Annotated in this window: 3 protein-coding genes; 1 reads left to right on the top strand and 2 read right to left on the bottom strand. The window is 68.5% G+C overall.

The window, feature by feature from the left end:
- Positions 1–86 precede the first annotated feature (86 nt).
- Positions 87–1,154: a 2,3-butanediol dehydrogenase gene (locus ASG00_RS12540; protein WP_056210012.1), complete on the bottom strand. Its 1,068-nt coding sequence runs from the start codon at positions 1,152–1,154 to the stop codon at positions 87–89.
- Between the two features lie 233 nt (positions 1,155–1,387).
- Here ASG00_RS12540 and ASG00_RS12535 point away from each other — a divergent pair, with 233 nt between their 5' ends.
- Positions 1,388–2,845 carry an HNH endonuclease signature motif containing protein gene (locus ASG00_RS12535; protein WP_056210010.1) on the top strand — a complete coding sequence of 486 codons (1,458 nt, stop codon included), beginning with the start codon at positions 1,388–1,390 and terminating at the stop codon, positions 2,843–2,845.
- On the opposite strand, the gene ASG00_RS15485 is transcribed toward ASG00_RS12535, so the two are convergent.
- Positions 2,820–4,433 (bottom strand): hypothetical protein, encoded by a 1,614-nt coding sequence (locus tag ASG00_RS15485; RefSeq protein ID WP_156454760.1) that lies wholly within the window; start codon positions 4,431–4,433, stop codon positions 2,820–2,822. The genes ASG00_RS12535 and ASG00_RS15485 overlap by 26 nt on opposite strands.
- Positions 4,434–4,613: the final 180 nt, after the last annotated feature.

The raw sequence follows: 4,613 nt of genomic DNA, 5'->3' as shown, positions 1-4,613 counted from the left end.
CCTTCCTGTTCGTCGCGCGCACCGCCCGCCGACACTGACACGGCCCACGACGATCACTCGCCGCGGGCCGAGTCGGCATCACGCGATCAGGCGCGCGGGTCCACCAGGATCTTCACCGCGGTCTCGTTGCGGTTGATGAGGGTGTCGAACCCCTGGTCGATCAGGTCGTCGAGGCCGATCTTGCCGGTGATGAACGGCTTCAGGTCGACCTTGCCCTGCTGCACCAGCGCGATGGTCTCGGGGTGGCTGTTGACGTAGGCGATCGTGCCGCGCAGGTCCACCTCCTTGAGCACGAGCTTCTGCATGTCGAGCGTGCCCGGGTGCCCCCAGATCGACACGACGACGATGACGCCGGTCGGCTTGATCGCGTCGAAGAGCGTGTCGAGGGCGGGCTGCACGGATGTCGCCTCGAATGCGACATCCGCCCCGACACCGTTCGTGAGGGCCCTCACCTCGGCGACGACGTCGACCTCGCGCGGGTCGAACACGTGCGCGGCGACGCCCGTGTCGAGCGCCTTCTGGCGGCGCAGCGAGCTCGGCTCGGAGATCGCGACCGTGATGCCCTGCGCGCGAAGCACCGCGGCGGTCAGCAGGCCGATGGGGCCGGCGCCGGTGATCAGGGCGAAGTCGCCCGCCTTCGCGCCCGAGCGCTGGTAGGCGTGGTATCCCACCGAGAGGGGCTCGATGAGCGCGGCCTCGTCGAGCGGGATGGTGTCGCCGATGGGGTGCACCCAGCGGCGCTTCACGACGATCTTCTCGGCGAGTCCGCCGCCGCGGCCGGCGAGGCCGATGAAGTTCATGTCGTGCGAGAGGTGGTATGCATTGTTGGCTGAGCTCGTGTCGACCTCGTCGCCGATGATGTAGGGCTCGACGACGACGTGATCGCCGACAGCGAGATCGTCGACACCCTCGCCGACCGCGTAGACGACGCCGGACATCTCGTGACCGAGCGTCACAGGAGCCGACTCGTGGGAGATCGGGTGCGGGTGACCGTGAGGGGGGACGAAGATCGGCCCGTCGAGGTACTCGTGCAGGTCGGTTCCGCAGATGCCGCAGAACGCGACGTCGATGCCGACGGTTCCGGGTTCGACGACCGGCTCGGGGATGTCCTCGATGCGGATGTCGCCGCGGTCGTAGTAGCGCGCAGCCTTCATGGTCGCTCAGCTCCTTTGCATAGTGGAGCGGTCGATGATCATGCCTCGCGGCCGCCCCCAGTGGCTGACGGGATCCTCCGTCTTCTCCACGCTATCCCCGCGGGCGGGAGCGAGCTCGGGACCGGATGGATGCAAGGTTGCATTCTGTTGCATCGTTTATATATACGTAGATCACACACTGTGGAGCAGCCGTTAGTCGAAGCAATGTCGGAACCCCGCGCAACACTCGAGACATGACCGATCAGCAGCGTGACGCCGAGCAGCGGGCCACCGCGCGGCTCGCCGCGCTGCTCCCCCGACTCGAGCGCACGCGGCGCGAGATCGCCCGTCTGCAGGCGCTCGAGGTTCGCCAGCTCGCCGAGGCCGAGGCCATCGCGGCCGAGTGGACAGATGCCGCGGCCCCCTCCGATGCCGACCTTCCGCATCGTGCGGTGGCCGCGGAGATCGGCGCGGCGTGGCGTGTCTCCGACCGCACCGTGCAACGGCGGCTGGGCGAGGCCCGCACGATCGCGGGCGACTACCCGACCACACTCGATGCGCTCGCACAGGGTCGCATCGCGCTGGCCCACGTGCGCGTGATCGTCGACGCGGGCCTGCCGATCACCCACCCCGAGCTGCGCCACGAGTTCGAGAACGCGGTGCTCGACTACGCCGAGAGCACGTCGGCCTCACGCCTCGCCCCGGTGGCCCGACGACGTGCCGAGCGGTTCTGCGACGAGACCGTGTCCGCACGCCACGCGCGCGCACGTGCCGACCGCTCGGTGCGGGTCACGCCGCTCGATGACGGAATGGCCGAGCTCGTCGCCGTGCTGCCGTCGATGCTCGCGTTCGGCGTACATGATCGCCTCACCCGGCTCGCGCACGCGCAGAGCGAGACCGAGGCCGCCGCGCGTGCTGACGATGCGGCGACCCTGCCCGCACCACGCGCGGTCGATCAGCTCCGCGCAGACATCCTCGCCGACCTGCTGCTGACCGCCGACCCCGCGGCTCACATCGATCGAGTGACGGATGCCGCGGCCATCCGCGCGCACGTGCAGGTCACGGTGCCCGTGCTCACGCTGATGGGCGGCGAGGTCGATGACCCGTTCGAGTGTGCGGTGGGCGCCGGCCTCGTGCCGATCGATGCACCCACGGCACGGGCGCTGGCCGCAGAAGCACCCGGGTGGGACCGCATCCTGACCCACCCGCTCACGGGCACGGTGCTCGGCGTCGATCGCTACCGGCCGAGCGACCAGATGCGTCGACATCTCGCCGTGAGAGACCGGCACTGCAGGTTCCCCGGATGCCGCATCCCGGTCTCAGCCTGCGACATCGATCACACGCTCGATCACCAGTTCGGCGGGGAGACGCGCGCCGACAACCTGGCGCACCTGTGCCGACGACACCACACGCTGAAGCATCACTCGCCCTGGACTGTGGTGCAGCGGGGCGACGGCGTGCTCACCTGGACGAGCCCGACGGGTCGCCACTACAGCGACGCGCCGGCGAGCCGGGTGTTCTTCGCCCCCGATGTCGACGGTGATCCCGTCGATCTGCCCCTGTGGGATGTGGAGAGTCAGCGGGCCGGGAGTCCGCGGACGGAGCGGAGACCCCACACTCGCACCGTTCCGCCGTGGGTCACCCTCAGCGATCCGGTGGTGGGCGATACCGTCACAGCTGAACCGGTCATGGTCGGCACTGCCACAGCGTGAACGACGTGACCTGCGCGGGCGCTGATGTCGTGACGCTTCCCCAGGCGCGAATCTCGTGACAGAGCCCGGTCGTCGTCAACGCGCCGACGGGATCCTTTCTCTCCCCTGGGCGCAGTACGACCCACTGAAGCTCACGGTCTCGCACCATCTTCCCCAGCTCTGCCTCTGTGAACACGGGAACAGCCCCTGAGTAGCCTCCGTCTGTGAGCACGTCTTCGCCCGTTCCGTTGATGATGTCGGCCGAGATCGCCCACGAGTCGGTGAGAATGATCGATGACGCGGGATCTGCTGACTGCGCGGTTCGCCGGGCGACCTCCGCGAGCATCTCTCTGGGCGCGAGACTCGAGACCGGGGATGCGACCCAGAGGTCGGGGGCGGAGATCGTGAAGCGTTCTCGAGCATTGGTGCCCGTGGCGACGGCGTCAGATCCATCCTGCGGATCGCCCGCGTCACCCGGATCATCTGGAGACGCACCATCTGCGGTTGCAGATCGCGAGACCACCCACGAAGCGGTGGCGACGGCCGCTTGCTGAGTGCCGTCCGTGGAGTCGGCTCGGGCGTCGTCCCCACCGACAATCCCCGAGGACGCATCCTGAACGGCCGGGTCGGGCAACGACCGATCGATGTCGTCCGGGGGATCAGCGGGCGCGGCGGCGACGCCGGCGATCTGCGAGCGTGCGCCGATGTACGCCTCCCCGCCGGATCCATCGCGATTCGCGTCGAGCGCCTGGATGCTCCACCACGTCGCCCCACCGACGAGCGCGATACCGGCCAGGACCAGCATGACGTTCATCGCCGGCGAGTATCTGATCATCGGCACCGGTTCGGGCGCGAACTCCCTGGTGACGACGGATCGGAAGGGCATCATGTCGGAAGGATCCGCCGGGACGGCCAGCACGCGATCGTGGGCGCGGAATCCGAGCACGATCGATGCGATGACGCCCATGATCGCGAAGGCGACCATCGGTATCGCCAGCGCAACGGGCAGCGCGCCCCACACAGCAAGCAGACATCCCCACACGGCGGTCAGCGTGACCAACGCGGCCAGCGTGAACCGCCGCCAGCGCCGAGGAGATCGTAGATCATGCACAGCCAGCGAGAACCCCACGGCTGTGAGCAGAATCAGCTGCACACCGATGGCCGCGACGTACGCAGCGTGCGGAAGCGTGGCGAACGAGAGCACGGCGGCCGAGGCGGCGAACCAGACCGCCACGGCGACCGTGAATGCGAAAGCCATCCGCTCCACATCTCGTCGCGGCCGTCGCCGTCGGGGCCACCAGCGCACCAGCGCGAGCGCGAGGCCGAGAGCGGCCGCGGGGTACAACCATCCGATCTGCGTGGCGTACTCGGGAAGGAAGAGCTTGAGCCGCGAAACATTCGCCGCGGTCGGATCGGAAGAGAACAGTGCGGCAAGACTCGCCTGCAACGTGGTGACGTGCGCAGTCGTCGACCCCACGGCGCCCGCTACCGAATTGGGGAGCAGTCGGTCCACACCGTTGTAGCCGAATACCATCGCGAACACGTTGTTGTCTGTTGAGCCGTCGATGTACGGCCGACTCCCTGCAGGCACCAGCTGCACGATCGTCATCCACGCGAGCGACGCGACAAGCGTCGCCGCACCGAGAACTCCGACCCGTCCTGCGCGGCGGCGCCACCCATTCCCCGCGACCAGGAGTGTGCCGACGAGGAGCCCGGGCACGATCAGCCACGCCTGCATCATCTTGGCTTGGAACCCCACGCCGACGGCGATGCCCGACCACGCCAACGC

Origin of the sequence: Microbacterium sp. Leaf351 (genome assembly GCF_001423825.1) — a bacterium.
GTDB classification, from domain to species: domain Bacteria; phylum Actinomycetota; class Actinomycetes; order Actinomycetales; family Microbacteriaceae; genus Microbacterium; species Microbacterium ginsengisoli.
The sequence above is the reverse complement of the archived record's forward strand: the minus strand, read 5'-3'. Positions and strand labels throughout refer to the sequence as shown.

Excerpts from the sequence above, each read along its gene's own strand:
- ASG00_RS12540 (WP_056210012.1), bottom strand. The coding sequence starts at position 1,154 with ATGAAGGCTGCGCGCTACTACGACCGCGGCGACATCCGCATCGAGGAC.
- ASG00_RS12535 (WP_056210010.1), top strand. The coding sequence starts at position 1,388 with ATGACCGATCAGCAGCGTGACGCCGAGCAGCGGGCCACCGCGCGGCTC.
- ASG00_RS15485 (WP_156454760.1), bottom strand. The coding sequence starts at position 4,433 with ATGACGATCGTGCAGCTGGTGCCTGCAGGGAGTCGGCCGTACATCGAC.